Consider the following 23,354-nt stretch of genomic DNA (forward strand, 5'->3'; position numbering starts at 1 on the left):
AGGCTGGTGATGCCGTGCCGGTAGTAGTCGTGGGTCCGGCGTTCGGGCATGCCCGGCATCATCGGCAGCACCGGCTGTGAGCGGTCCAGCGCCTGGATTTGGGACTTCTCGTCCACGCACAGCACAATCGCCTTCTCGGGCGGGTGGTGGTACAGGCCGACGACGTCGACGACCTTGGCGACGAACTGCGGGTCGGTGGAGAGTTTGAAGGAGTCCTGCAGGTGGGGCTTGAGGTCGAACCTCTTCCAGATCCGGCCGATGGTCGACTTCGACAGGCCGGTGTGCTGGGCCATCGAAGCCCGTGACCAGTGCGTGTCCCTGCCCGCGGTCGACTCCAGGGTGGCCACGATGACCTCCTCGACCCGGTCGAGAAGGATCGAGGGCGGCCGGCCCGAGCGGGGCTCGTCATGCAGACCGTCGAGGCGCTTGGCGATGAACCGGGCCCGCCAGCGGTCCACGGTCGATCTGTCGATGCCGAGGTCGGCCGCGGCCTGCTGGTTCGTCCCACCCTCCGCGCAGCGCAGCACGATCCTGGCCCGCAACGCGAGGAACTGGGCGGTCTTCGCCCGCCGAGCCCACTGTGTCAACTGCCTGCGCTCAGCATCGTCCAGGACCAGGTCGGCCTTCGGCCGGCCGATCCAGCCGGCGTCCTCAAGCCCGGCCATCCGCTCTGCGGCGAAAGCCCGACGCCACTTGCCCACCGTCTTGGCCTGGACACCGACGACCCGTGCGACACCAGCGTTTGACATACCCTCAGCACACGCCAGGATGATGCGGGCCTTCTCGGCCGAGCGCCGGTTCGGCAATCCCGTCCGGCGCACCAACTCGGCACGCTCGGCCTCGGACAGCGTGATCTCCACAGCAGAAGGCCCCGGATGCGACATGCCAACAGGGTAGTAACTAATCCTCAGAATTTCTGGCGCATCACACTAGTGCCGTGGCAGGCAACGTTTGCCCTGTTGACGACGGCGCACAGGCGCCGGTTGTCGGCATGGCGATTTCGCCAGATGATGTAGCGGCGGATCATGCTGCCCTGCTCCTTGTGGCCGGCGTGGTCATCGCACCACCACGACGGCTCAGGCAGCCGCGGTTACGGACCCGGACGATCGCGCTGAGATCATTCCACTGAGCAGGACGGCGCGTCGGCGGGTAAAGATGCGCGGCACTCTCGCCGTGAACGCGTTCAGGTGGCCCGACTGCACACTGGGCCGGCGGCCGCGGTCGAGTGCGCGCATCGCGGTCGCGACCACCTGCTCGGGGGTCTGGTAGCGGCCCCGATAGGTCCCACCGCCGAGAGCGTCGAAGAACTCGGTGCGGGTGAGGCCCGGGGCGAGGGAGAGCACGCGCAGGCCGGTGCCGCGCGACTCGTACCAGAGCGCCTCGGTGAAGCTGAGGACGAACGCCTTGCAGGCGGCGTAGACCGCCATCTCGGGGATGGGCGTGTAGGCCGCCATGCTCGCGAGGTTGACGAGGATGCCCCGGCCGGAGGTCCGGAGCGGCTCGATGAACGCACGGGTGAGGTCGACGAGGTTGGCGACATCCACGTTGATCTCGTCGGTGAGGCGGTCGGGGTCCTCGCGGTGAAAGGCGCCGTCGGTGCCGAAACCAGCGTTGTTCACCAGGCCGTCGACGGTGATGCCCCGTTGAGTCAGATCGGCGGCCAGCCGTCGGCCCGCGCCCGGCTCGCTCAGATCAAGGGGGATCGCGAGGGCGTGTGCACCGTGCCGCGCCTGCAGTTCGGAGGCGAGTGCCTCCAAGCGGTCGCGCCGCCGTGCGACGAGGACGACGTCGGAGCCGCGGCGGGTGAGTTCGCGGGCGAAAGCGGCGCCGATGCCGGAGCTGGCACCCGTGACGATCGTGGTCTGACCGGAGAAGTCGATCGGAGTCATAGTTGCACTGTAGGCAGATCTTTGCATTCAGTGCAATGTTCAGCATTGAGTGCATAACTGTAGACTGGGTGCATGGCCGACCCCCTCACACTCCGGGAGCGTGCACGCCGCGCGGCACGCGCGGAGATCGCCACCACCGCCATCCGACTCTTCGCGGAGAACGGCTACGAGGCGACGACGATCGACCAGATCACCACCGCGGTCGGCATCTCCCGCCGCTCCTTCTTCCACTACTTCGGAAGCAAGGAGGACCTCGTCCTGGGCGACATGGACGCGCTGGGCGAATCACTGCGAGCCGCGCTGGAGGACCGGCCCGATGGCGAGTCGGCCTGGGAAGCCATCCGAGAAGCCTTCCTGGTCCTTCGTCAGGCCGGGGGCAGTCCAGCGGAGCAACTCACCCGCGCCGGCCTCCACCACGAGGCGCCCTCACTGCGCTCCCGGCACCTGGAGAAACACCTGCGCTGGCAGGAACTGCTCGCCCCTGAGATACAGCGCCGCTTGGGCCTGCCCGCATCCCCGGACGCCGACCCCAGGGCCAAGGCGTTCATCGCCGCCGCGCTGGCCTGCCTCGACGCGGCCGTCGACGCGTGGTACCGCTCCGGCGGGACGGACGACCCCGAGCATCTCTTCGACGAGGCGGTCACCACCCTCCGCAGCTAATGCCGGATCAGGCAACATTTGCCCTGTCGACGACGGCGCACAGGCGCCGGTCGTCGGCATGGCGATTTCGCCAGATGATGTAGCGGCGGATCATGCTGCCCTGCTCCTTGTGGCCGGCGTGGTCGGTGCCGTCGAGGGTGAAGTGGCGCAGGGCGGTGAACTGAGCTTCGATCCGGTTCAGCCAGGAGCTGTTGGTCGGGGTGTAGGCGATCTCGACGTTGTTCGCCGCAGCCCAGTCGCCGACGCGCTGGCACCGTTTGGTCGTCAGGTGCGGGGAGAAGTTGTCGCAGACGATCGCAAGCCCGCGTCGTCCAACCCGGTCGACGCCGCCGGCGTCGCCCCGGCACACCTGCTTGAGCGGGGCCGTCGATGCTGCTCCTCCGCAGTTGCTGGGCCGATGCGGACTTCCACGACGGCAGGCAGCGCCACCGCCCAGCTCCCGCAAGGACCTGTGCAAGAGGCCACTTGGACAGGTAAACCGCAACTTCGACATGGCCCGCAGAGGCAGCTACCTTCACCTGGCGTTCGGCGGCCACCCACGGTCGCACAGGAGTTCCTTCAGGCCGAGCCGCCCGCGACGGGACGAGTTGGTCACGCGCCACGAATCCTCGTCCCCATGCGTAAGCCACCGAACCGGGTCCACACCAGGCACCCCCGACCAGGGAGAGACGCATGCCCCATCTTGCTCTGTACACATTCGGCGTCCTGAAGTCACCTCTCGTCGATCCCGCACCTCTCACGCGCGAGTTCTACGACATTGGTGAGGTCGTCTACCGGAAGATCAGTCAGCACCCCGGATACCTCGCGCATGCTGAAGCGGCAGACGGTGACCGGGGCATGCTCTTCGAGGCGGACTGGGGTGCATGGGGAGAGTTCGCCGTACCGACCTGGTACGACAAGGGCCGTACGGTGGAGACCACCGCCCTGGCCGCGACCCTCTCACTCTGGACCGACCTGCGCCCTGCCTTCGACGCCATCTACACCGGTCCGCACCGTGCGGCGCTGAACAGGCGTTACGACTGGTTCGAGAGGAGAGGACACCCGAATTACGTGTTCTGGTGGGTCTCCGACGGCGTGATACCCACCTGGCAGGACGGGGTTTCCAGGCTGGAGCACCTCCACGACCACGGCTCCGCACCGCACGCCTTCACCTTCCACCACTCGTTCGCCCCGGACGGAACTCCGGCCGGAATCAAAGGCATCGGGTCGAAGAGCGATCAAGCTCGCTGACAAGGAAGCCTGAACGACTGGGTTCGCTGTCACACGCCTCGATCGAACGACGGCGAACACGAACGGACGGACAAACGCCGCCGTTTGAGGTGCCCGAAGCCAAGCGCGGGCACCCCGGACGAAACCGAGAGGTCAGCGCGATGCGGGGAAGGCCGCGCGCAGCCCGGAGCCGTTGACGACGAACGCGCTCGCGGCGATGGCGAGGGCGCAGGTGGCCTGCATCAGGGCGAACCACGGCGGGCAGATACCGGGGATCAGGTCGACGGCGATGATCGCGACCGGCATGACGACCGAGATGATCCGCACCCGGAGATATGCCCATCGCGCTCCCCGTGCGGCCAGGACGGTCAGCCAGTAGGTCACCGCGGCGCTCACGAGCACCCCGGCCGACCGGCCCCACATGAACGACGTCACCGGCTGTCCGGTGAGCGCGCAGATGACGACCGTGACGAGGACTGCGGCGGCGAGCGCGCCGTAGACCGCTACGAGCGTCTTCGTCCTGCCGAAGGCCCGTTGGCTGCGTGGGTGGTTGAGGTGGGCGGGCCCGGCCTCGGGCGTGGTGTGGCCGGCGATCTCCATGTCTCCTGCTCCCTGTCTCTTTCTTCCCTCGTGGTGTCGGTCGACGTGGTGCCGGTCGACGTAGTGCCGACGCTAGGGAGCGCGGGGGCGGCGCGGTATGCGTCTGGACGTACGGGCGGGTGGGGCCAGACCTACTCCGGAGCCGGTCCCGGGGGCATCGGGCTGCGCGCGGTGCACAGTGAGAAAAGCACCGGGCCGGACGGGCCTGATCGGCACCCCGTCGGCGGCGCGGGTGCCACGGCCGGAAGGACGAAGGGGGAGGAAGGGTCATGCGACAGGTGGTGTCGTGGGGGGCGAGTGCCTGCGTGGGGTTCGTGCGCGCTTGTGTGGTGATGGTGGTCAGCATGCTGGTCCCGGCCGTGTGGGCCGCCGCCGTGGCGCTGGGGATCTGGTGGGGAGCGGGCAACCCGTGGTCATGGGTGGGGCCGTTCACGCTGGTGAGCGTGGGTACGCCGGTCCTGTCCCGCCCGGTCTGCCGGATGGTCCGCCGCCTGGTCGCGCGGTGGACCGCCACCGTCGTGCCCGCCGGATACCGGCAGGCCGGGCCGGTGACGCGGATGTCCACCGGGTACTGGTGGAACGGCTTCGGCTACGAACGCACCAGCCGCGACGCCCTCCTCGACCAGAGGTGGCGGATCCGGTGGCAGGACCCCGCCAACTGGCGCGACCTGCGGTTCACGGGGATCGTGCCGTTCACCGCGGGCCTGGTCGCGGCCCTCCCGCCGACCGGGGTGGCCGCGGCGGTCCTCGGGCTCGGCCGGCCGGGGCCCGTCGCCCGCGTCGTCGGGGCGCTCGGCCTGGTCGTGGCCGTCGCCGGGGCCCCGTACGCCTGGCGGCCCGTGGTGCCGGTGGCCGTCCGCTTCCTGCGCCCGTCGCCCGCGATGGCGCTGGCGGACCGGGTGGACGAGCTGACCGCCCAGCGCGCGGACACGACGGTCGCGCAGGCCGCCGAGATCCGCCGGATCGAGCGGGATCTGCACGACGGGGCGCAGGCCCGTCTGGTCTCGCTCGGGCTCTCCCTGACGACCGCGGAGAAGCTGCTGGAGACCGACCCCGACCAGGCCAAGGCGCTGATGCGGGAGGCGCGGACCGGCGCCGCCACCTCACTGACCGAACTCCGCGAACTGGTCCGGGGAATCAACCCGCCGGTGCTGAGCGAACGCGGGATCGTCGATGCCGTCCGCGCTCTCGCCCTGGACAGCCCGCTCGACGTGGCCGTCAGTGCCGACGTCCGGCTGCGCCTGGACCCGCCGATCGAGTCCGCCGTGTACTTCGGAATCGCCGAACTGGTCACCAACGCGGTCAAGCACGCCCAGGCGACCCGGGCGCGGATCTCCCTCACCCGGGACGGCACCGGTACGGGCGCCGATACCGGCACCTGCCTAGTCGTCGAGGTCGAGGACGACGGCCGGGGCGGGGCCGGTGTACGAGCCGGCGGTGGACTCGCGGGGCTGCGCCGCCGCCTCGCGGCGTTCGACGGCACCCTGGAGATCACCAGCCCGGCGGGCGGTCCGACCCGTGTGACGATGGCGGTGCCATGCGCATCGTTGTAGCCGAAGACCTCTACCTCCTGCGCGACGGGATGCTCCGCCTCCTCAAGGCGTACGGACACCAGGTGGTGGCGACGGCGACCACCGGACCCGAGACGCGCGACGCGCTGCTGACGTGGCGGCCGGATGTCTCCCTCATCGACGTCCGGATGCCGCCGACCCAGTCGGACGAGGGCCTGCGGGCCGCTCTTGCCGCCCGCCGTGAACTGCCCGGACTGCCGGTCCTGATCCTCTCTCAGCACGTCGAACAGCTCTATGCCCGCGAGCTCCTGGCCGACGGCGCCGGGGGCATCGGCTATCTCCTCAAGGAGAGCGTCTTCGACGCCGATCAGTTCATCGACGCGCTGGAACGCGTCGCCGGTGGCGGGACCGCCATGGACCCGGCCGTCATCGCCAAACTGCTGGCCGGCGGGTCCTCGGACCGACGACTGGATCAACTCACCGAACGCGAACACTCCGTGCTCGGCCTGATGGCCGAAGGGCTGTCCAACCAGGCCATCGGCCGACGGCTCTTCCTCAGTGAGAGCGCCATCAGCAAGTACACCACCTCCCTCTTCGGCAAACTCGGCATCACCGATGACGACAGCAGCAACCGTCGCGTCCTCGCCGTCCTCACCTACCTGAACCGGCCCTGACGTACGTCTCGGGGGCGGGGCGGGGCGGGGCGGGTCCGGGCTGGTCCGGTCAGGTTCAGTCGGGTCCGGGCTGGTCCGGTCGGGTCCGGTGGCCGCCGATGCACGCCCGGGGAGCTGCCGATGCGCGCCCGGGAGCTGCCGCCCGCCCTGCGGTCAGGGCGCCCGGCCCCTACGCCGGGCAACTCGCCCGCTCGCCCGCTCGCCCGCTCGCCTCTCAGGCCGTCAGTACGGTCTTCGTCGCATCCCCCCGGATGTGCCGGCCCAGGGTGCGGGGCGCGTCGTCCAGGGCGGACAGGCCGGTGATGACGTCCTGGGGGCGCAGCCGCCCGTCGGCCATCAGGGCGAGGACGCCGGGGATCAGGGCGCGGGCGTGGGTGCGGCCGACGTGCAGGGTGGCGTTGTGGCCATACATCTGGAGCTGGGGGATACGGGCCGTGCCGGCGAAGCTGCCGGCGCTGCTGCACACACCGTCGGGGGCGGTCCGGGACAGGCACAGGGCCAGCCCGCGCGCATCGGCGCTGACGTCCACGACCAGGGGTGAACTCGGCCTGGAACGCAGCGCGTTGGGCCGTACGGCCTCCAGTCCGAGGGCGTCGGCCTGGGCGCGGACGGCCGGGCGGCTGTCGGCGAAGACGATGTGCCGGGCGCCGAGGGCCCTGGCGGTGAGCGCGGCGTACAGCGGGCAGCTCGCGCTGAAGGCGGAGTCCGGGTCGATCGCGCCGACGACGGTCACCCGCGTACCGGGGTCGCGCTCCAGCAGCGCGGGCAGGTGCGGGGCGACGTGCCGGTAGCCGTCGCAGACGGTGTCGGCCACGGACGCGGCGGCGGCCGGATCGAGCGCGTCGGGCAGGGGCACGAGCATGGCGTCCGCGTACGGTACGGCGAGCTGGTCGCTGTAGGCGCCGCCCCAGTGACCGGCCGCCAGCCCGAAACCGTACATCGAAAGCGGCGGCGTCCCCAGGCAGTTGGCGGTGCGACCGGCGCGGCACGCCGAGCAGGCGCCGCAACTGATCTGGAAGGGGACGACGACGCGCTGACCGGGCCGGACGGTCGTCACCGCCTCGCCGACCTCAAGGACCTCGGCGACGCACTCGTGCCCGAAGTGCAGCGGCAGCGGGAAGGGCACGGTTCCCAGGGCGAGCGGGCGGTCCACGTCGCAGGTGGCCACGGCGATGGGGTGCACCAGCGCCCCGTCCGGGCCCGGCGGCGGGGGTACGGGGACGTCCTGCCAGACCAGTTGGCCGCCGGGGCGGGCGACGAGCGCGCGCATCCGGGCGCGCGTCGGCCGCAGCCGCTGGCGGATCCGGTCCTCGGCCGCCCCCGCCAGCCGCCGCAACCGCGCGCCGCCGCCCCGTTCGAGCCCGATACGCGCCGCGGCACCTCCCGTACGGGTGACGCGGGCGGCGTGCCGCACCGCCCCCAGGGGACGGTGCCGGGGCCCTTCGAAGCCGCCGGCCCCAGCGGGCCGGTACGCCTTCGCCCCTTGCCGGTCCGGTGTCATCCGGCTCTCCTCTCCGCGAGGTGCTCGCCTGTCGGTCCGTTCTCCTGCTTGCCGGGGCTCCCGCTTGGCGGGTCTCCCGCTCGCCTGTCCTCCTGCTCACCGGTTCTCCCGCCTGCTCTCCTCGCCTCCTGCGCTCGTTCCCTCCTGCGCACTGATGCCTTCCACCTTGCGCTCCCTTTCGCACCTCAGCACCCTCGAAGCGCGGGGTACGTCCGCGCGGCCTACCCCGCAGCCATGGCCTGGCGCACGAGATCCCGGTAGGGGAGGGAGACCGGCGGACAGTCCGCGACTCCGAGCTGCCGTTCGATCCGCTCGATGAGCGCGACTGCGCCGTCGGGTTCCGTCCGGTTCACCTCGGTCTCGATGAAGGTGCCCACCCCGGAGACCGTGTCGACGCTGACCGCGACCCCCGGCAGGTCCGGATGGCGGAACAGCGCACGTACCTTTTCGACCCTGACCAGGCGTTGCATGCCGATGGCCGCCAGCAGGCGTTCCGCACCGCCCGCCTGCCCCGGGCCGCTGAGCACGACGTTCGTCTCCCGTTTGGCGACCACATCAGCAGCGCTGTGCGTCCGGGCGTCGGACGCGGGCTTGTAGGTGATCTCCGCGAAGCCGTCCCGACGGCGGACCCGCAGGCATTCCACGGTCTCCAGATAGTCCACATCGGGCCGGGTGTAGTACACGTCGACCTCGGTCGTCGGCCCCGCTCCCACATATCCGAGCGACGTGAGCAGCGACTTCGCCGCACTGCCGTCGTCCGGCAAGGCCCGCTTCCGCTCGATCTCCGTAACGTCATTCGCCATACCGTCCTCCTCCGTTCAATGCCGAGTACACGCGGGCAAGGCCGGCCTTGCTGCACCACCGCTGGAGGGAATTCATCGCCGACTCCAGGGAGTATGAATCCGTGCGGGGTATGTTCGAGAACAGCACCAGCTGTTTGGCGTCTTGGAGAGGATTCGGAAGCTTCTTCCTGAGGTACCGGTTGTAGTAGCCCCGGTCCCGCTGGAGAACATCGGATACACGGATGGGCATCAGCACGGTCCCCCCGTCCTGAGACGCCTCGACCGAGCTGACGGCAAATGCGGTGAGCAGCTCATCGGCCGTCAGATAGACGTACGTTTCCCGTCCTTCTCGAACGGTCCAGTGATCCCGGACATCCGCACATTCCGATGGCCCCTCCTCCGCCAGACCGAGGAACGTCGACAGCGCTATATCGGTGAATTCGTCAAAGATGTCACCGTCCACCGCGTAGTGGTCCGCGTATCGCTCGCTCAGCATGAGCAGCATCTTCTTCTGCGACGCGGGCAGCCAGTCCGCCCCCGTGAGGCTGTAGTGCACGCGCTTGTGCCCGGACTTGGCGTCGATCCAGTCCGAGGACAGTTGACCGTCAAGAACGGGCCTGAATCCCAGCACGCCCGACCTCCATATATGGTCCCGGAAAGTGAGGTAGTGCCGCTGCACCTCCCGGAAGAGACCCACCGGAGCGGTGACGAATGCGCACGTCTCCTCGTCGAGATTCTCCACCGGCACGATCCGTGAACCCTGCCGGGCCAGAATCTCGTCAGCCGGGCCGTGATACGGATGCGTCCCCTCCCGGAGATACGGCGGGAGGAACATGCGAAGAAACTGGATCCACGGTTTTGAGTCGTAGGTCTGCACGGAGCGTTCGTGGAGGGAAAACCCCTCTACCGCGTAGACATCGCGGTAGGCGAACAGCCCCTCGGGTTTCAGAACACCGGGGAGCGACCTGATCAATGATTGCAGACCACCGTACCCGCCACTGTACGAGTACACCTCGTGCAGCAGCGCGGACGCACTGATCACATCAGCGGGCTCGCTGACGATGGTCCCGATGTCCTGAGCGAATCCGCTGACGAATTCGCAACTGCCCACCTTGCTGAACTCCGCCATCGCCTGTTTCAGCGATGCTGACGCCACTCCCGGCGCTTCGACAAGGGTGAGGCTGATGTTCTTGTGGCGCTCCTGGTCCGAGGCCAGCCGAGAGGCGAGAAAGCTGACGGCCGAGCCCCCGCCGGGACCGATCTCCACCACTCGGGGGCACTGAGCTCGCACCCGCTGCAATGCCCAATCGACGAGGAACGCTTTCTCCTCGCCGTGCCCGTTGGCTGCCGCATCAAGGTACCCGGCAGCGGCCTTGTGCTCGCCGGCGAACTCGGTTCCGGTCATCGCCCTCTCCTCCGCCGGCGCCCCCTGCGCTCCAGCTTCACCGAGTAGAGCTGAACCGCACTTATTCGCACAGGAGTTGGCCGTAGCTCCGAGGTAATCCCGGCCGTCGCGGCGGTACTCTTCCCACCCGGCCCGATGATGGGATACACCCGTGGAGAACCAAATCCGCCATCCCCTCGCCTACGCCCGGAGCATGCGCGGATGGTCGCAGACCGATCTGGCCCGGAAGATCCGGAGGACGGCGGAGCGTCGGGGGCTGCGCTCGGGAGCCGTCAAGCAACGCATCTCGAAATGGGAGAACGGCCGTGCCACCCCCGACGACGACTCTCAGGACCTCCTCGCCGAAGTCTTCGACACCGACCCCGCCATCGTGCGCGCCCTCGGCTGGCCGCACTGGGTTCCCGGATACGACAGCCCGCTGTCCCTCGGCCCCGGGAGCACCGTCCCCGCACTGCGAGAGGCCCTCAAATTGTCCATCGACCGCCGAGCCTTCCTCGGCTACACCGGGGCCTCGCTCACCGGTATCGCCCTCCAGTGGGCCGTATCCGAACCGTCCGCCATGGCCGACACCCGGGGCGGCAGCCGCGTCGACGCGAACCTGGTGGACATGCTGGAGGACCATAGCGTCAGGCTCACGGCCCTGGCCACGGAGCAGCGCCAGCACGCCGCCCGGCTCCTGGACGCCCACCTCACCACCGTGACCGATCTGATCGCCGACGGCCGCTACACCTCGGGGATGGGCAGGAGGCTGCACGCACTGGCCGCGAGCCTGTCGCAGACGGTCGGCTGGTACCGCTTCGACCACGGCCGGTACGCCTCCGCCGCACGCTTCTGGCACGGGGCCCTGCACAGCGCCCACGCCAGCGGTGACCGCGACCTCGGCGCCGGAGTGCTGTCGGATCTCGCCTACCAGGCCACCTGGCTCCGCGATCCGCGGACGGCGGTGGAGATCCTGGAGCACGCCCTCACTCGCGTCACGCACCCCACAGCGCGGGCGCTGCTGCATCTGCGCAAGGCGCGGGCCCACGCGGCGCTCGGCGAATCAGCCATCTGCAACCGCTCCCTCGCCGCCGCCGAGCGGGAACTCGGCGCCGCCGCCGGCGACCCGTCTCCGCCATGGTGCGCCTGGATGTCTCCGTCGGACCTGGCGGTCGACAGCGGTCGCTGCCAGCTGGACCTCGGCGATCCCCGGAAGGCGCACCAGCTCATTCAGGAAGGCACCGGCCTGCTGCCGCACGCCCGGACGAAGACGCGGGCGGTCTTCCGCACCTACGAAGCCGGCGCCTTTCTGCGCTCCGGCGACATCGACCAGGCCGCCGCGGCGGCATCCGAGGCGCTGACCATGGCGAACCGCATCGGTGCCCCTCGCTGTGTCGCCCTGGTGCGTGACCTCGTCCCCGCCTTCACCCGGCATGCCTCGGCCGAGGGCGTTCCGGAGCTGCTGGAACTGGCGCGCGCGAGCTGAACCACGCCGACTTCGCGCACCGCACCGACACCCCCATGGCCCCGCTGCTCGGGTTCCCAGCGGGGCGCGTCGGGCGGTGCCGCTCATCGGCCGGTCCAGGCCGGGCCGAACTGCCGGACCGGCGAACCAGCGGGCCGGCGAACTGCCGGACCTCCGGTTCGAGTGATCCGCATCACTTCCGACGCCCCCGTGCAGCAAGGCACGGCAGGGCTCCGTCATGGGTGCAGGAGCAGCGGGTCGAGGAGGAGAGCATGAGCGCATCGGCGGGCGGCTGGTGAGGATACGCAGGCGCGGCGGGGACACCCGGCGCATCGAATTCGTCGAGTTCGTCGAGCAGCGGTCCACGGCGCTGTTCCGGACCGCCTATGTGCTGACCGGAAGTCAGGAGGCGGCGGAGGATCTGCTGCAAGAGGCGCTGGAGAAGGCGTGCCGGCACTGGAACCGCGTCGCCGTCGCGGACTCGCCGGAAGCCTACGTACGCCGGATCGTGGTGAACCTCGCCAACGACCGGTGGCGCAGGCTCCGCCGGTCCGGTGAGCGTACGGATCTCGCGGACCACGCCGATCCCCGTGACCCGTACCGGGCCGTGGAACTCCGCGACGAACTCGTGCAGGCCCTGCACGCCCTGCCGATCGGGATGCGCACCGTCGTGGTGCTGCACTACCTCCACGACATGGGCGATCGGCAGATCGCCGAGATCCTCCGCATCTCCCCCGGTGCCGTGCGCTCACAACTCGCCCGCGGACTGGCCAAACTGCGTACCGCGGTACCCCGGTACGAACCGCCACCGCCCGCGCCGGACGACGGACGCCCCGCCCCGCTGCCCCAGTTGGAAGGTGCGTGATGACCCCGCTCCCGCCCGACGGCCACCTCGGCGACCCCCGCCACTCCGGTCGCCTCGGCCACCCCGGTAACCACAGCTCCGCCCCCGGGCCCGGCCCCGGCCCCGACTTCGGAAAGGCCCTGATGCAGGCCATGGACCACTTCGCGAACGACGCACCGGCCCCCGTACTCGACGGCACCGCCATCCTGCGCCGCACCCGCCGCCGGCGCGGCCTCCTCGCGGCCGCGGCGTCGGCGGCGGCCATCGCCCTCACGGCGGGCACCGCCTTCGCCCTGCACTCCGCGGACCGGCCGGCCGACCGGATCCCGGCGGCCGCCCCCGGCACCACCACCACGCCCGCCGCCGGAGACAGCCACCACGGCAGCCCCTCCCGCGCCCCCGACACCACCGCCGGGCCGGGCCGGGCCACCGTCCCCGCGCTCCTCGGCCTGCCCCGGGCAGCGGCCGAGAAGGCCCTCGCGAAAGCCGGGTTGCGGGTCGGGACCGTCCACGACTTCACCGACTGGCGCACCCCGGCCGGCGCGGTGATCAGCACGGAGCCCCGGCCCGGCACCGTGGTCTCCCCGGACACCGCCATCGACCTCTTCGTCTCCAAGGGAAAGCCCTGATAGCTCTGACAGTCCCGACAGTCCCGACAGTCCTGATAGCCCTGATAGCGCTGATAGCGCTGATAGCGCTGATGTTCCGGGCCGCACTCCCGGTACCCCGCCGGGCCGCCCCGTCCGTGACGGCCAAGGCGTAGCACAGCGGGCCATCCGCCGCGCGCGGGCTGGTGCCGCGCGCGGCCCGGTCTGCCCGGTGATCGGATCACCGGCCCGGAAGTGATTCGGCCGAACCGTTTCCGGAGGGGACCTGGCACGGGGGCGGGGTGTAGCCGCGGGTGCGGACGAGGTCGTGGGTGAGCCGGGTGAAGGCGCGGGTGGCGGCACTGCGGTAGGCGCCTTGCCGGTGCAGGAGGGTGACGGTGCGGGTGGGCAGGGGTGGGTCGAGGGGGAGGGGGGTGAGGTGGGGGTGGTCGTGGGTGATGGCGTCGGGCAGGACGGTGGCCAGCGGGGTGCGTCGGACGATTTCGGTGAGGGCCTGAATGGAGTTGGCCTCGACCGTGATGCCGGGGGCGATGCGGTGGCCGGCGAAGTAGGCGTCGATATGGCCGCGGGTGGCGAAGTCGCCGGTGAGCAACGCCAGTTGCCGGTCTTCCAGGGCGTGGACCGGTAGGGGCGGTGGCGTTGCCGGGGTGTGCTGGGTGGCGGTGACGAGGCTGAGGGTTTCGGTGAACAGCGCGGTGGCGGTGATGCCGGGCGGGTGGGGGCCGGCGAAGGCGATGCCGAGGTCGAGGTCGTCGGCCAGCAGGGCCGCTTCGATGCGGTCCTGGGTCGTCTCGGCCAGGGTCAGGCTGATGCCGGGGTGGCGGGTGTGGAGCTCGGCGGTGAGCGGGCCGACGAGGTAGGCGGTGAAGGTGGGGGTGACGCCCAGGCGCAGATGGCCGCGGGAGAGGTCCTGGACGTCGTGGACGGCGCGTTCGGCGGCGGCCAGGTCGCGCAGCGCGCGCCGGGCGTGGTCGGTGTAGACGGCGCCCGCGTCGGTGAGCCGTACCGTGCGGCCGGTGCGGTCCAGCAACTGCACACCGAGGGTGCGTTCGAGCTGTCTGATCTGCTGGGAGAGCGTGGGCTGGGAGATGTGCAGGTCTTCGGCGGCGCGGGTGAAGTTGCCCTGTTCGGCGACGGCGAGCAGGTAGCGCAGGTGACGCAGTTCGAGAGCGGCCATGAAGCAACTATAGATGCGACCACTAGCTTCCATGGTTAACAACTCTTGGACTCTATAGGCGCAGGTCATGCATGGTGGATCTCACCAGCCCACAGGGGCCGATCACCACCGAAGGGAGTGATCATGCAGGACCTCACCCAAGGCGTCGCCCGTTTCCAGCGGGACGTCTTCCCGGCCAAGGCGGAGCTCTTCGCCCACCTGGCCACCCACCACACCCCGCACACCCTGTTCATCAGCTGCTCCGACGCCCGCGTCGTCCCGGAGCTGATCACCGGCACCGAGCCGGGTGACCTGTTCGTCATCCGCACCGCCGGCAACCTGGTGCCCGCCCATACCCCCGGAGCCGACGGGGTGGCGGCGAGCATCGAGTACGCCGTCGCCGCACTGGGCGTGCAGGACATCGTCGTCTGCGGCCACTCCGCCTGCGGTGCGATGACCGCCCTGGCAGAAGGCCACGACCTCAGCGGCGCCCCGGCGGTCGCCACCTGGCTGCGGCACGCGGACGCCGCCCAGGCCCGCACCACCGCCGCCGGGGACGTCCCCGCCCTGGTGCGGCAGAACGTGCTCGCGCAGCTGGCGAACCTGGCCACCCACCCCTCGGTCGCCCGCGCCCTGGCGGAGCGGAAGGTCACCCTGCACGGCTGGGTCTTCGACATCGCCACCGGCAACGTCGAGAACCTGACCGCCGCCGGCCCCGCGCTCGCGGCCTGACACCCCACACCCCCTCAACTCACCTGCGAAAGAAGGACGTACCGATCATGGTGCACGCCCAGTCCGACCCCACCGCCCGCCAGACCCTGGCCGACGCCGCTGTCGAGGCGAAGATCCGCAAGAACCTGTCCTGGAAGCAGATAGCCGAGGCATCCGGCCTGTCGGTGGCCTTCACCACCGCTGCCGTTCTCGGCCAGCACCCGCTGCCGGAGGAGTCCGCGAAGGCGGTCGCCGAGCTGCTGGGGCTGGACGATGACGCGGCGATACTGCTCCAGACGATCCCGGTCCGTGGCTCGATGCCGAACCGGATCCCGACGGACCCGACGATGTACCGCTTCTACGAGATGCTCCAGGTCTACGGCACCACGCTGAAGGCGCTGGTCCACGAGGAGTTCGGGGACGGCATCATCTCCGCGATCAACTTCAAGCTCGACGTGAAGAAGGAAGCCGACCCCGAGGGCGGCGAGCGCGCCGTCATCACCCTCAACGGCAAGTACCTGCCGACCAAGCCCTTCTGACCGGGCAACACGACGGGGCGGGCCGGGAGTTACCCCCTCCGGCCCGCCCCGCCCCGCGAGGCGGCGCCCACCGCCGCACACCCCTTCCCCTTCCGGAGGACCCCCGTGGACTTCGTCCAGCGCACCATCGACATCGCCCGCCAGAACGTCGCCGAGGGCGGCCGCCCGTTCGCGACCGTCATCGCCAAGGACGGTGAGATCCTCGCCGAGAGCCCGAACAAGGTCGCCCAGACCGGCGACCCCACCGCCCACGCGGAGATCCTCGCCATCCGCGATGCCTGCACGAAGCTGGGCACCGAGCACCTGACCGGCACCACCATCTACGTGCTCGCCCACCCCTGCCCGATGTGCCTGGGCTCGCTGTACTACTGCTCCCCGGACGAGGTCGTCTTCCTCACCACCCGCGACGCCTACGAGCCCCACTACGTCGACGACCGCAAGTACTTCGAACTGAACACCTTCTACGAGGAGTTCGCCAAGCCCTGGCAGGACCGCCGGCTCCCCATGCGCCACGAGGAGCGCGCGGACGCCGTCGACGTCTACCGGTTCTGGCAGGAGAACAACGGCGGCGAGCGCCGCGTCGCCGGCGCCCCCACCGCCTGAACCCAGCGCCGGAAACCAGGCCGGAAACCAGGCCGGAAACCGCCACCTGAACCCACCGCCGGTACCCGGCGCGACCGGGCTTCCGCCATCGCCCCTTCCCGGTGGCGGCGGCCCCGCTCGCTCCCGTCCCACCCCGTACCTCCCCCAAGGTGATGTGCCGTGTCCGAGCTGTCCCCGGGGCAGCGGCTGCTGGTCCTCGCCGTATGCTGCTCAGCCCTGTTCCTCGTCAGCCTCGCGACACCGCCCTGAACACCGACCGCGCTTCCCGCCGTCCAGCGCGACTTCGGCACCTCCACGGCCCAGCTCCAGTGGACCGTCGACGCCCGCCTCGTCGTCCTCTCCGCCCTGCTGCCGCTCGCCGGTTCGGCCGGTGACCGCACAGGCCGCCGCCGCGTCTTCCGCGCCGGGCTCGCCCTGTTCACCACCGCCTCCCTGCTGCGCTCCCTCGCCCCACCGTCGGCTGGCTGATCGCCTTCCGCGCACTCCAGGCCGTCGGCGGCGGCATGCTCACCCCCGTCGCGATGGCCGTCCTCACCACCGTCTTCACCGACCGACGCGAACGCGCCCGTGCCATCGGTGTCCGGAGCGCGGTCCAGGGCATCACCATGGCCCTCGGCCCCCTGCTCGGCGGCCTGCTGGTCGACACCGCCGGATGGCGCTGGATCTTCCTGATCAACCTGCCCGTCGGCATCCTCGCGCCGGCTCCGACCGGCAAGGTGCCCGAATCCCGCGCCCCGCACCCCCGCCGCCCGGACGCAGCCATCACCACCACCGGCCGCCAGATCGGCAGCGCCCTCGGCGTCGCCGTCATCGGCGCCACCCTCCCCGCCACCAGCTACGCCACCACCACGTTCGACCACGCGAGCCGCCCCGCCTGGTGGATCATCACCGGCTGCGGCATCACCCTCGCCGCCCTGGCCCCCTCACCCGGCACCGCACCCGCCAGAGCACCACCACCCGGCGCAGCGCCGAGGAAGCCCACCCGGCACCGGCCGCGAGCCTCCAGAGCGAGGCGTGATCGCAGCCCCGGTGAAACCTGCCTCCGGTCATGGCTGCCCGCGGGCTACCGCGTCGCCGTGAACGGGTAGTGCTCTCCGGGCGGCAGGCAGGGCAAGCGCCGCCGCCACCAGGACGCGTGCGTGGTGACCGGTGCCGTGACCGGCGATGTCTGCCCCGTGAGGAGCGTCGTCCGGTGCGTGCGATCGCAGGGCGGCCGGCAGGCCAACGCGGCGAGCGTGCGTGCTGGACGGCCCGACGGGGCAAAGCTTGCCGGTCACGGCACTGGCGTCTTGCGCGGATACGCCTCGGGGTTGTCGGCGGCGATCCGCGGCCACCTGGGCCAGAGCTTGGCGAGCGCCGACTGCAACAGGTCCTCGGCGAGAGGGGAGTCGCCGGTCAGCAGCCAGGCGACCCGCAGCATCCGGGGACCGCGGGCCGCGACGAACTCCGCGAAGCCCGTCCCGGTCCCGTCCCGGTCCCGTCGTGTCCCATAGCCGTGTCCCCGCCCCGCTCCCACGCCGTCGTGCGTGCCGTGTGCCGCCCGCGTGCCACGCCCGGTGATCCGCGATCCCGGCCGCGTGCCACGTCCCGTCGTCCGCGCGGTGTGTCCCCCGACCAGGGAACGCGGCAGGCGGCGATCGGTTGCCGGGCCGGGAGGGGTGCCGGTCGCGGGGCGGGCCGCACACGCCGGACGGGCCCGGAACCGTCACCGGTTCCGGGCCCGTCGGGCGGCGGTCGGACCGCCGCTTCGCGTCGCGCTGCGCGAGCTGCGTCCGCTACTTCACCTGCGGCTTGCGGATCGTCAGGTGCAGCTCCTTGAGCCGCGCCTCCTCGACCTCGCTCGGGGCGCCCATCAGCAGGTCCTGGGCGTTGCCGTTGAGCGGGAAGGCGATGGTCTCGCGGATGTTGGGCTCGTCGGCCAGCAGCATGACGATGCGGTCGATGCCGGGGGCGATGCCGCCGTGCGGCGGGGCGCCGAACTTGAAGGCGCGGAGCATGCCGCCGAACTCGGCCTCGACGGTGTCCTTGTCGTAACCGGCGATCCCGAACGCCTTGTACATGACCTCGGGCTCGTGGTTGCGGATCGCGCCGGAGGACAGCTCGGTGCCGTTGCAGACGATGTCGTACTGCCAGGCCAGGATGTCCAGCGGGTCCTTGGTCTCCAGCGCCTCCAGACCGCCCTGCGGCATGGAGAACGGGTTGTGCGAGAACTCGATCTTGCCGGTGTCCTCGTCCTTCTCGAACATCGGGAAGTCGACGATCCAGCAGAAGCGGAACTCGTCCTCGACGAAGTGTCCGGCCCGCTTGGCGGCCTCGACCCGGACCGCACCCATGATCTTGGAGACCTCGTCGAACTCACCGGCGCCGAAGAACACGGCGTGGCCGGGCTTGAGGTCCAGGGCCGCGACCAGCGCCTTGACGTCGTCCTCGGTGAGGAACTTGGCGATCGGTCCGCTCAGCGCCAGCTCCTCGCCGACGCGCACCCAGGCCAGGCCCTTCGCACCCTGCTGGACGGCGAAGTCGCCCAGCTGGTCGAAGAACTTCCGCGGCTGGTCGGCGGTGTCCGGCACGGCCAGGGCGCGGACGTGCTTCCCGGCGAACGCCTTGAAGCCGGAGTCCGCGAAGACGCCGGAGACGTCCACCAGCTCCAGCTCGGCGCGCAGGTCCGGCTTGTCCGAGCCGTACTTGAGCATCGACTCGCGGAACGGGATGCGGGCGAACGGCGAGGTGACCGTGCGGTCGTTGCCGAACTCGGTGAAGAGCTCGGTCATCAGCTGCTCGACCGGCTGGAAGACGTCCTCCTGCTCGACGAAGCTCATCTCGACGTCGAGCTGGTAGAACTCGCCCGGCGAGCGGTCCGCGCGGGCGTCCTCGTCGCGGAAGCAGGGCGCGATCTGGAAGTACCGGTCGAACCCGGCGACCATCAGCAGCTGCTTGAACTGCTGCGGGGCCTGCGGCAGCGCGTAGAACTTGCCGGCGTGCAGACGGGAGGGGACCAGGAAGTCGCGGGCGCCCTCGGGGGAGGTCGCCGACAGGATCGGGGTCGCCATCTCGTTGAAGCCGAGCGCCACCATCTTGTGGCGGATGGCGGAGATGACGGCGGTGCGCAGCATGATGTTGCGGTGCATGCGCTCGCGGCGCAGGTCCAGGAAGCGGTACTCCAGGCGCCGCTCCTCGTTGACCCCGTCCTCCGCGTTGATCGTGAAGGGGATCTGCTCGGCGGCGCCCAGCACCTCGACCGCGGTGACCTCGATCTCGATCTCACCGGTCGGCAGGTCGGGGTTGACGTTGTCCGCGCCGCGCGCGCTGACCTTGCCGTCGATCCGGACGACGGTCTCCTTGGTCAGCGAGCCGAGCGCCTCGTTGGCGGGGGTGCCGGGCCGGGCGACGAGCTGCACGAGACCGTAGTGGTCGCGCAGATCGATGAAGAGGATGCCGCCCAGGTCACGACGATTGTGCAGCCAGCCGCTGAGGCGGACGTCCGTGTCGACGTCCGCGGCTCGGAGCTCGCCGCAGTTATGGGACCGGTACCGGTGCATCGCTCATCCAAGTCGTCGCGAGTCGGGATGGGGAGTTGTCGGCAGCTGCGGGGAGCGGGGGCGTGACCACCGCCCGACCACCCGCCCGACCACCCGATCGGCCCCCGAAACGCTCACTCGGAGGGCCACCCCAGGATTGACATAACCGCTCCAGGTTACCGCCCCGGCTCCCGGCTCCTCATTGACATATACGCATCAGGACCGGCCGGGATCGGCCCCGGGGTGCGGACGGGGGCCGGGGACCGGACGGCGGCCGGGAGGACGGTCGCCGCCGCCTCGTCCGCCGGCGCCCGTCGGACCCGCATCGGCCGGGACCCAGCAGACCCACATAAAGTGAGGCAGATGCGCACCAAGGATCTTCTGGCTGCCATCGCGACCGGCCTGTGGCGCTGGGACAACGCATCGGGACGGGTGACCCTCGACGCCGAGGCGGCCCGGCTGCTCGGCCTGCCCGCGCGGCCGACGGTTCTCAGCGAGGCCGCCGTGCGCTCCCGTTTCCACCCCGTCGACTTCGCCGAGATCACCGGCGTCATCAACCTCGCGGTCGCCGAGGGGACGCTCGCCGAGGCCCGGCTGCGGATCGTGGACGAGCACGGCAGGGTGCTGCGCATCGTCCGCTCGCGCTCCCGCCCCCGGTCGGCCGACGACGGCGGCTACGAGCTGGTCGGCACCCTCCAGGAGGTGCCCGAACCGCAGCCGGGGACCTCCGCCGCGCACACCCCCATCACCGGCGACTGGCGCCGCTCGCGCGAGGCGTTCCTGCTGGACGCGGGCCGGGCGCTGGCCGAGGCGCGGTCCACCGCCGAGGTGCTGCGGGTCGCGGCCGGGCTGTCCATGCCCGGCTTCATGCCGGACGGGCTGGCCGTCTTCGGCATCGAGGGCGACCGGATCTCGGTCATCGGCCACCACGGCCACCGGCCGGGCGATGAACGGCCCTTCCTCGACATGCCGCTGGCCGCCGAGTATCCGGCCGCCGAGGTCGTCCGCACCGGCCGGGCCATCTACCTCCCCACCCCCGACGACTACCGCCGCCGCTACCCCGGCAGCTGGCCCCTGGCCAACGGTTTCCGCCGTACGTCCTGGGCGTTTCTGCCGCTGGTCAACGCGGGCCGGACGATCGGCGCCTGGATGGCCGCCTTCGTCCAGCCGGTCACCTTCACCCCCGACGAACGCTCGGTGCTGACCACCGTCGCCCGGATGCTGGCCCAGGCGCTGGCCCGCGCGGGCGTGCAGGAGTCGCAGCAGGAACTGGCCGTCGCCTTGCAGCGCAGCATGCTGCCGACGGTGCAGCCGGACATCCCGGGAATGTCGGTCGCCGCCCGCTACGTGCCGACCGGCGGCGGCCTGGAGGTCGGCGGCGACTGGTACGACATGATCCCGCTGCCGTCCGGCCGGATCGCGCTGGTCATCGGCGACGTCCAGGGGCACGACGTACGGGCCGCGGGCCTGATGGGGCAGCTGCGGATCGCGCTGCGCGCCTACGCCGCCGAGGGCCACCACCCCGACGCGGTGCTCTCCCGCGCCTCCCGCTTCCTGGCCGGGATCAACGACACCGAGACCCGCGGCCAGCGCGAGGACCAGCGCTTCGCGACCTGCCTGTACATCGAGGTGGACCCGGCGACCGGGCTGCTGGACATCGCGCGGGCCGGCCACCCGGACCCGGCGATCCGGATGACGGACGGCACGATGCTGGTCCGGCCGACCGCGGGCGGGCTGCCGCTGGGCATCGACCCGGACTCCGACTACCCCACCACCCGGCTGGTCCTGGAGCCCGGCGAGACGATGCTGGTCTGCACCGACGGGCTGATCGAGACCGGCGGCCACGATCTGGAGACCGGCTGGGCGCGGCTGCGCGGCATCGTCGAGGCGCACGACGGCGGGCACGACGGCGAGAGCCTCGACAGACTCGCCGACGCCCTGGTCCAGGCCGTGCACGGCCCGTTCTCGCACCACACCACCGGGCCGCTGGTCGACCGCCGCGAGGACGACATCGCCGTCCTGCTGCTGAGCCGCGCGGGCGGCAGCTGCGGAGTGGGCACCGGCGGCCGGCTGGCGCCGCGGCCCGTACGGCGCACGGTGCTGAACATCGCGCAGGCCGAACCGGAGCGGATAGCCGAGGCGCGCCGCCAGATACGGGACCTGCTGCACGACTGGGCCGACCCCGACCAGGTGGACTCGGCGGTGCTGATGGTCTCCGAGATGGTCACCAACGTCCTGATGCACACCGACGGGGACGCGCTGCTGATCGCCGAGATCTCCGGTGCGGCGGGCGGCCGGCGGATCCGCGTCGACGTCGCCGACGGCAGCGACGAACTCCCGCACCGCCGCAGCCCCGGCGAACTGGCCTCCTCGGGGCGCGGCCTGGTCCTGATGGACCTCCTGGCCGACGCCTGGGGCGTGGACCCGCGCGGCGACGGCAAATCGACCTGGTTCGAGCTCTACGAGGACGCGGACGAGGCCGCGGGCCCGGCGTCCCCGGGCCCCGACGGCGCGGAGTCCGCCCCCGAGCTCGCCTCCGAGTCCGTCCCCGAGTCCGTCCCCGAGTCCGTCCCCGAGTCCGAATCCGCGGCGTAATGCAGCCGTAGTTCGTGCAGCACACCGGAGATCGCCGCGGTCAGCGGGACGGAGAGCAGCATGCCGATGATGCCGGCGATGCTCGCGCCCGCGGTGATCGCCAGCATCACCGTCGCCGGATGCATCTGGACCGTGCGGCTCTGGATCATCGGCTGGAGGATGTGGCCCTCCAGCACCTGCACGGCCACCACGATGCCGAGCGCCCACAGCGCCTTCCCGATGCCCTGGTCCGCGAAGACCACCAGGATCGCCACCGTGCCGGAGATGAACGCGCCGAGGTAGGGGATGTAGGCGCCGACGAAGACCAGGGCGCCCAGGCCGACCGCACCGGGCGCGCCCAGGATCAGCATGCCGATGGTGATGCAGGTGGCGTCGATCAGCGCGATGAGGGTGGTGCCGCGCATGAAGCCCTCGATGGCCTGGAAGCCGCGGCGGGCCATCCGCTCCAGCTTGGGGGCCGAGTCACCGGGCGCCCAGTCGTGCAGCGCGCGCACGGCCTTGTCCGAGTCGCGCAGGAAGAAGAACGTCAGCAGCAGGGCGAGCACCCCGGCGGTGATGATCTGGGCGACGACACCGACCCCGGCCAGCAGCCCGGAGGCCGCGGTGCCGCCGAACTTCGCGATCAGCTGCTTGGCGTTGGTGGCGAGGTCGTTCAGTGAGGTGCCGACGGTGCTGAAGTGCTGGGAGAGATCACGGGCGGCGTCCTTGAGCGAGCCGAGGATCTCGTCGCCGGTGTCGACCAGCACGCTGACCAGCACATAACCGGCACCGCCGACCGCGATCAGCAGCACGGCAGAGGTCAGCCCCGCCGCCAGCGAACGGTTGAGCTTCATCGCCACCAGCCGCCGGTACATCGGCCCGAGCAGCGCACTGCCCAGCAGCGCCAGCAGTACGGGCGTGACCGCCGCGCTCAGCTCCACGCACAGCAGCACCCCGACGGCCACCACGGCCGCGAACAGCAACACCACCCCACACCAGGCCGCGGCACGCCGCGCGGCGGTCGGAAGCAGCGGACGGCCTTGACCCGAGTCATTTCGCACCCGAACAGTCCACCACGCGACGCCACGCGGCGACCCGCATCGACGGGGCACGGGGACGACGCGGT

At 71.0% G+C, this 23,354-nt stretch carries 20 protein-coding genes and 4 pseudogenes; 13 read left to right on the top strand and 11 right to left on the bottom strand.

The window, feature by feature from the left end:
* Both ACLJWH_RS19305 and ACLJWH_RS19310 read right to left on the bottom strand, forming a co-directional pair.
* Window positions 1-860 (bottom strand): IS630 family transposase (locus ACLJWH_RS19305; protein WP_411143262.1); only part of this gene is annotated, 860 nt, incomplete at its 3' end.
* Window positions 861-1,076: 216 nt separating this feature from the next.
* Window positions 1,077-1,889 carry an SDR family NAD(P)-dependent oxidoreductase gene (locus ACLJWH_RS19310; RefSeq protein ID WP_411142968.1) on the bottom strand — a complete coding sequence of 271 codons (813 nt, stop codon included), beginning with the start codon at window positions 1,887-1,889 and terminating at the stop codon, window positions 1,077-1,079.
* 72 nt (window positions 1,890-1,961) lie between these two features.
* Here ACLJWH_RS19310 and ACLJWH_RS19315 point away from each other — a divergent pair, with 72 nt between their 5' ends.
* Window positions 1,962-2,549: a TetR/AcrR family transcriptional regulator gene (locus ACLJWH_RS19315; protein WP_411142969.1), complete on the top strand. Its 588-nt coding sequence runs from the start codon at window positions 1,962-1,964 to the stop codon at window positions 2,547-2,549.
* A gap of 7 nt (window positions 2,550-2,556) precedes the next feature.
* Here the strand turns inward: ACLJWH_RS19315 and ACLJWH_RS19320 are convergent.
* Window positions 2,557-2,850: pseudogene (locus ACLJWH_RS19320) on the bottom strand (IS630 family transposase); the annotation flags it as partial.
* A 371-nt stretch (window positions 2,851-3,221) separates the two neighbouring features.
* Between ACLJWH_RS19320 and ACLJWH_RS19325 the strand changes: the two are divergent.
* Window positions 3,222-3,779, top strand: coding sequence for a DUF3291 domain-containing protein (locus tag ACLJWH_RS19325; protein WP_411142970.1), 558 nt, complete (start codon window positions 3,222-3,224; stop codon window positions 3,777-3,779).
* Between the two features lie 132 nt (window positions 3,780-3,911).
* Here the strand turns inward: ACLJWH_RS19325 and ACLJWH_RS19330 are convergent, their stop codons facing one another.
* Complete coding sequence (locus ACLJWH_RS19330) at window positions 3,912-4,358, bottom strand: hypothetical protein (protein ID WP_411142971.1); 447 nt, start codon at window positions 4,356-4,358, stop codon at window positions 3,912-3,914.
* 269 nt (window positions 4,359-4,627) lie between these two features.
* On the opposite strand from ACLJWH_RS19330, the gene ACLJWH_RS19335 reads away from it, so the two are divergent.
* Complete coding sequence (locus ACLJWH_RS19335) at window positions 4,628-5,911, top strand: sensor histidine kinase (RefSeq protein ID WP_411142972.1); 1,284 nt, start codon at window positions 4,628-4,630, stop codon at window positions 5,909-5,911.
* A complete protein-coding gene (locus tag ACLJWH_RS19340) occupies window positions 5,896-6,543 on the top strand; it encodes a response regulator transcription factor (protein ID WP_411142973.1) in 648 nt (215 codons plus the stop codon). The genes ACLJWH_RS19335 and ACLJWH_RS19340 overlap by 16 nt, the downstream gene beginning before the upstream one ends.
* Before the next feature lie 214 nt (window positions 6,544-6,757).
* On the opposite strand, the gene ACLJWH_RS19345 is transcribed toward ACLJWH_RS19340, so the two are convergent.
* From ACLJWH_RS19345 to ACLJWH_RS19355, 3 genes are all read right to left on the bottom strand, one after another.
* The gene (locus ACLJWH_RS19345) at window positions 6,758-8,044 is read right to left on the bottom strand and encodes an alcohol dehydrogenase catalytic domain-containing protein (protein WP_411142974.1); all 1,287 of its coding nucleotides are present in this window, start codon (window positions 8,042-8,044) and stop codon (window positions 6,758-6,760) included.
* Between the two features lie 221 nt (window positions 8,045-8,265).
* Complete coding sequence (locus ACLJWH_RS19350) at window positions 8,266-8,847, bottom strand: class IV adenylate cyclase (RefSeq protein ID WP_411142975.1); 582 nt, start codon at window positions 8,845-8,847, stop codon at window positions 8,266-8,268.
* On the bottom strand, window positions 8,837-10,231 hold the full coding sequence (locus ACLJWH_RS19355) for a hypothetical protein (RefSeq protein ID WP_411142976.1): 1,395 nt from the start codon (window positions 10,229-10,231) through the stop codon (window positions 8,837-8,839). Before ACLJWH_RS19355 ends, ACLJWH_RS19350 begins: the two co-directional genes overlap by 11 nt.
* A 151-nt stretch (window positions 10,232-10,382) precedes the next feature.
* Here ACLJWH_RS19355 and ACLJWH_RS19360 point away from each other — a divergent pair, with 151 nt between their 5' ends.
* From ACLJWH_RS19360 to ACLJWH_RS19370, 3 genes are all read left to right on the top strand, one after another.
* Window positions 10,383-11,696, top strand: coding sequence for a helix-turn-helix transcriptional regulator (locus ACLJWH_RS19360; protein WP_411142977.1), 1,314 nt, complete (start codon window positions 10,383-10,385; stop codon window positions 11,694-11,696).
* A gap of 274 nt (window positions 11,697-11,970) precedes the next feature.
* Entirely contained in the window at window positions 11,971-12,540 is a 570-nt protein-coding gene (locus tag ACLJWH_RS19365; protein ID WP_411142978.1) for a SigE family RNA polymerase sigma factor, read from the top strand.
* Entirely contained in the window at window positions 12,540-13,148 is a 609-nt protein-coding gene (locus ACLJWH_RS19370; RefSeq protein ID WP_411142979.1) for a PASTA domain-containing protein, read from the top strand. The genes ACLJWH_RS19365 and ACLJWH_RS19370 overlap by 1 nt, the downstream gene beginning before the upstream one ends.
* A 199-nt stretch (window positions 13,149-13,347) precedes the next feature.
* Here the strand turns inward: ACLJWH_RS19370 and cynR are convergent, their stop codons facing one another.
* Window positions 13,348-14,304 carry a transcriptional regulator CynR gene (cynR, locus tag ACLJWH_RS19375; protein WP_411142980.1) on the bottom strand — a complete coding sequence of 319 codons (957 nt, stop codon included), beginning with the start codon at window positions 14,302-14,304 and terminating at the stop codon, window positions 13,348-13,350.
* Window positions 14,305-14,427: 123 nt separating this feature from the next.
* On the opposite strand from cynR, the gene ACLJWH_RS19380 reads away from it, so the two are divergent.
* The 5 genes and pseudogenes from ACLJWH_RS19380 (at window position 14,428) to ACLJWH_RS19400 (ending at window position 17,224) form a co-directional block, all read left to right on the top strand.
* Entirely contained in the window at window positions 14,428-15,015 is a 588-nt protein-coding gene (locus ACLJWH_RS19380; RefSeq protein ID WP_411142981.1) for a carbonic anhydrase, read from the top strand.
* 47 nt (window positions 15,016-15,062) lie between these two features.
* Window positions 15,063-15,533, top strand: a complete 471-nt coding sequence (gene cynS, locus ACLJWH_RS19385) for a cyanase (protein ID WP_411142982.1) — start codon at window positions 15,063-15,065, stop codon at window positions 15,531-15,533.
* Between the two features lie 105 nt (window positions 15,534-15,638).
* The gene (locus ACLJWH_RS19390) at window positions 15,639-16,136 is read left to right on the top strand and encodes a nucleoside deaminase (protein ID WP_411142983.1); all 498 of its coding nucleotides are present in this window, start codon (window positions 15,639-15,641) and stop codon (window positions 16,134-16,136) included.
* Between the two features lie 315 nt (window positions 16,137-16,451).
* Window positions 16,452-16,604: pseudogene (locus ACLJWH_RS19395) on the top strand (MFS transporter); the annotation flags it as partial.
* Window positions 16,605-16,639: 35 nt separating this feature from the next.
* Window positions 16,640-17,224 carry an MFS transporter gene (locus ACLJWH_RS19400; protein WP_411142984.1) on the top strand — a complete coding sequence of 195 codons (585 nt, stop codon included), beginning with the start codon at window positions 16,640-16,642 and terminating at the stop codon, window positions 17,222-17,224.
* Window positions 17,225-17,415: 191 nt separating this feature from the next.
* Here ACLJWH_RS19400 and ACLJWH_RS19405 read toward each other — a convergent pair.
* Together ACLJWH_RS19405 and aspS are read right to left on the bottom strand one after the other, a co-directional pair.
* A pseudogene (locus ACLJWH_RS19405) lies at window positions 17,416-17,652 on the bottom strand (SigE family RNA polymerase sigma factor); the annotation flags it as partial.
* Window positions 17,653-17,911: 259 nt separating this feature from the next.
* On the bottom strand, window positions 17,912-19,675 hold the full coding sequence (aspS, locus tag ACLJWH_RS19410; RefSeq protein WP_411142985.1) for an aspartate--tRNA ligase: 1,764 nt from the start codon (window positions 19,673-19,675) through the stop codon (window positions 17,912-17,914).
* 342 nt (window positions 19,676-20,017) lie between these two features.
* Between aspS and ACLJWH_RS19415 the strand changes: the two genes are divergently transcribed.
* A complete protein-coding gene (locus ACLJWH_RS19415; protein WP_411142986.1) occupies window positions 20,018-22,249 on the top strand; it encodes a SpoIIE family protein phosphatase in 2,232 nt (743 codons plus the stop codon).
* On the opposite strand, the pseudogene ACLJWH_RS19420 reads toward ACLJWH_RS19415, so the two are convergent.
* Window positions 22,213-23,289: pseudogene (locus ACLJWH_RS19420) on the bottom strand (AI-2E family transporter); the annotation flags it as partial. The gene ACLJWH_RS19415 and the pseudogene ACLJWH_RS19420 sit on opposite strands and share 37 nt — an antisense overlap.
* Window positions 23,290-23,354: the final 65 nt, after the last annotated feature.

The organism is Streptomyces sp. x-80 (assembly GCF_046549095.1).
GTDB lineage: Bacteria > Actinomycetota > Actinomycetes > Streptomycetales > Streptomycetaceae > Streptomyces > Streptomyces celluloflavus.

Excerpts from the sequence above, each read along its gene's own strand:
- ACLJWH_RS19345 (WP_411142974.1), bottom strand. The coding sequence starts at position 8,044 with ATGACACCGGACCGGCAAGGGGCGAAGGCGTACCGGCCCGCTGGGGCC.
- ACLJWH_RS19350 (WP_411142975.1), bottom strand. The coding sequence starts at position 8,847 with ATGGCGAATGACGTTACGGAGATCGAGCGGAAGCGGGCCTTGCCGGAC.
- ACLJWH_RS19340 (WP_411142973.1), top strand. The coding sequence starts at position 5,896 with ATGCGCATCGTTGTAGCCGAAGACCTCTACCTCCTGCGCGACGGGATG.
- ACLJWH_RS19310 (WP_411142968.1), bottom strand. The coding sequence starts at position 1,889 with ATGACTCCGATCGACTTCTCCGGTCAGACCACGATCGTCACGGGTGCC.
- ACLJWH_RS19380 (WP_411142981.1), top strand. The coding sequence starts at position 14,428 with ATGCAGGACCTCACCCAAGGCGTCGCCCGTTTCCAGCGGGACGTCTTC.
- ACLJWH_RS19330 (WP_411142971.1), bottom strand. The coding sequence starts at position 4,358 with ATGGAGATCGCCGGCCACACCACGCCCGAGGCCGGGCCCGCCCACCTC.
- ACLJWH_RS19355 (WP_411142976.1), bottom strand. The coding sequence starts at position 10,231 with ATGACCGGAACCGAGTTCGCCGGCGAGCACAAGGCCGCTGCCGGGTAC.
- cynR (WP_411142980.1), bottom strand. The coding sequence starts at position 14,304 with ATGGCCGCTCTCGAACTGCGTCACCTGCGCTACCTGCTCGCCGTCGCC.
- ACLJWH_RS19415 (WP_411142986.1), top strand. The coding sequence starts at position 20,018 with ATGCGCACCAAGGATCTTCTGGCTGCCATCGCGACCGGCCTGTGGCGC.
- ACLJWH_RS19315 (WP_411142969.1), top strand. The coding sequence starts at position 1,962 with ATGGCCGACCCCCTCACACTCCGGGAGCGTGCACGCCGCGCGGCACGC.
- ACLJWH_RS19335 (WP_411142972.1), top strand. The coding sequence starts at position 4,628 with ATGCGACAGGTGGTGTCGTGGGGGGCGAGTGCCTGCGTGGGGTTCGTG.
- ACLJWH_RS19400 (WP_411142984.1), top strand. The coding sequence starts at position 16,640 with ATGCTCACCCCCGTCGCGATGGCCGTCCTCACCACCGTCTTCACCGAC.
- ACLJWH_RS19370 (WP_411142979.1), top strand. The coding sequence starts at position 12,540 with ATGACCCCGCTCCCGCCCGACGGCCACCTCGGCGACCCCCGCCACTCC.
- ACLJWH_RS19325 (WP_411142970.1), top strand. The coding sequence starts at position 3,222 with ATGCCCCATCTTGCTCTGTACACATTCGGCGTCCTGAAGTCACCTCTC.
- cynS (WP_411142982.1), top strand. The coding sequence starts at position 15,063 with ATGGTGCACGCCCAGTCCGACCCCACCGCCCGCCAGACCCTGGCCGAC.
- aspS (WP_411142985.1), bottom strand. The coding sequence starts at position 19,675 with ATGCACCGGTACCGGTCCCATAACTGCGGCGAGCTCCGAGCCGCGGAC.